3 protein-coding genes are annotated in these 2,409 nt (G+C 63.3%); all 3 read left to right on the plus strand.

Features of this window, described 5'->3' with window-relative positions:
* A partial coding sequence (locus HX846_RS32085) for an acetyl-CoA C-acyltransferase (RefSeq protein WP_178966944.1) occupies positions 1-846 on the plus strand: 846 nt, incomplete at its 5' end.
* A gap of 9 nt (positions 847-855) precedes the next feature.
* The gene (locus tag HX846_RS32090; protein WP_008433455.1) at positions 856-1,983 is read left to right on the plus strand and encodes an acyl-CoA dehydrogenase; all 1,128 of its coding nucleotides are present in this window, start codon (positions 856-858) and stop codon (positions 1,981-1,983) included.
* A 9-nt stretch (positions 1,984-1,992) separates the two neighbouring features.
* Positions 1,993-2,409: enoyl-CoA hydratase-related protein (locus HX846_RS32095; protein ID WP_178966945.1), on the plus strand; the 417-nt coding region annotated here is incomplete at its 3' end.

Below are 2,409 nucleotides of genomic sequence, written 5' to 3' on the forward strand. Positions count from 1 at the left end.
GGTGGCATGGAGAGCATGTCCAACGCGCCGTACCTGCTGGACCGCGCCCGCAGCGGCTATCGCATGGGCCACGGCCGGGTGCTCGACCACATGTTCCTCGACGGCCTCGAAGACGCCTACGACAAGGGCCGCCTGATGGGCACCTTTGCCGAGGACTGCGCCGAGCACAACGGCTTTTCCCGCGAGGCCCAGGACGCGTTTGCGATTGCGTCCCTGACCCGTGCGCAACAGGCGATCACCGACGGCAACTTCATCGCCGAAATCGTCCCGGTGCAGGTCACCGTGGGCAAGGACCAGAAAACCATCATCCACGACGAACAGCCGCCGAAAGCCAAGCTGGACAAGATCGCCACCCTGAAGCCGGCCTTCCGTGAAGGCGGCACGGTGACGGCAGCCAACTCCAGTTCGATTTCCGACGGTGCGGCGGCGCTGCTGCTGATGCGCCAGTCCGAAGCGCACAAGCGCGGGCTCAAGCCTCTGGCGGTGATCCATGGCCACGCGGCGTTTGCCGATGAGCCTGGCCTGTTCCCGGTAGCGCCGGTGGGGGCGATCCGCAAGCTGATGAGCAAGACCGGCTGGAACCTCGACGAAGTCGACCTGTTTGAAATCAACGAAGCCTTTGCCGTGGTCAGCCTGGTGACCATGAGCAAGCTGGAGATTCCCCACAGCAAGGTCAACATCCACGGCGGTGCCTGTGCCCTGGGCCATCCGATTGGCGCGTCCGGCGCGCGGATCCTGGTGACCCTGCTTTCGGCCCTTCGCCAGAAAGGCCTCAAGCGCGGCGTTGCAGCGATCTGCATCGGCGGCGGTGAAGCCACGGCCATGGCCGTTGAATGCCTGTACTAAGGAACACCTATGCTGCCGAATGACGAACAACTGCAAATCAGCGAAGCCGCCCGGCAATTTGCCCAGGAACGCCTTAAACCGTTCGCTGCCGAGTGGGACCGCGAACATCGCTTTCCCAAGGAAGCCATTGGTGAAATGGCCGAGCTGGGCTTTTTCGGCATGCTAGTCCCGGAGCAATGGGGCGGCTGTGATACCGGCTACCTGGCCTACGCCATGGCCCTGGAAGAGATCGCTGCCGGTGACGGCGCCTGCTCGACCATCATGAGCGTGCACAACTCCGTGGGCTGCGTGCCGATCCTCAAGTTCGGCAATGATCAACAGCGCGAGCAGTTCCTCAAGCCCCTGGCCAGTGGTGCGATGCTCGGTGCGTTTGCCTTGACCGAGCCCCAGGCCGGTTCCGACGCCAGCGGCCTGAAAACCCGTGCCCGGCTGGAGGGCGATCACTACGTCTTGAATGGCTGCAAGCAGTTCATCACCTCCGGGCAAAACGCCGGGATCGTGATTGTGTTTGCAGTCACCGATCCGGCTGCCGGCAAACGCGGCATCAGCGCCTTTATCGTGCCCACCGACTCGCCGGGCTACAGCGTCGCGCGGGTCGAGGACAAGCTCGGCCAGCATGCTTCCGACACCTGCCAGATCCTGTTTGAGGATGTGAAGGTGCCGGTGGCCAATCGTTTGGGCGAGGAGGGCGAAGGCTACCGGATCGCCCTGGCCAACCTCGAAGGCGGGCGTGTCGGCATTGCTTCGCAAGCGGTGGGCATGGCGCGGGCGGCATTTGAAGCGGCCCGGGACTACGCCCGCGAGCGGGAAAGCTTTGGCAAGCCGATCATCGAGCACCAGGCCGTGGCCTTCCGCCTGGCGGACATGGCGACGCAAATCGCCGTGGCGCGGCAGATGGTGCATTACGCCGCCGCCCTGCGTGACAGCGGCAAGCCGGCGCTGGTGGAAGCGTCCATGGCCAAGCTGTTTGCTTCGGAAATGGCCGAAAAGGTCTGCTCGGCAGCCTTGCAAACCCTCGGCGGTTACGGTTACCTGAGCGACTTTCCCCTGGAGCGGATCTACCGCGATGTGCGGGTCTGCCAGATTTACGAAGGCACCAGCGATATTCAACGCATGGTCATTTCACGCAATCTCTGAGGAGTCTCTATGAGTTACGAAAGCATTTTGCTGGACGTGCAGGGCCGGGTCGGGCTGATCACCCTCAATCGCCCGCAAGCGCTGAACGCCCTGAACGCGCAACTGGTCAGCGAGCTGAACCAGGCGCTGGACAGCCTGGAAGCCAACCCGGAAATCGGCTGCATCGTGCTAACCGGCTCGAAAAAAGCCTTTGCCGCCGGTGCCGACATCAAGGAAATGGCCGAGCTGACCTACCCGCAGATCTACCTCGACGACCTGTTCAGCGACAGCGATCGCGTGGCCAACCGCCGCAAGCCGATCATCGCGGCGGTCAACGGGTTTGCCCTGGGTGGCGGTTGTGAACTGGCCTTGATGTGCGACTTCATCCTGGCGGGCGACAACGCCAAGTTTGGCCAGCCGGAAATCAACCTCGGCGTGCTGCCGGGC

The organism is Pseudomonas sp. K5002, assembly GCF_013386655.1.
Taxonomy (GTDB): domain Bacteria; phylum Pseudomonadota; class Gammaproteobacteria; order Pseudomonadales; family Pseudomonadaceae; genus Aquipseudomonas.

Excerpts from the sequence above, each read along its gene's own strand:
- HX846_RS32090 (WP_008433455.1), top strand. The coding sequence starts at position 856 with ATGCTGCCGAATGACGAACAACTGCAAATCAGCGAAGCCGCCCGGCAA.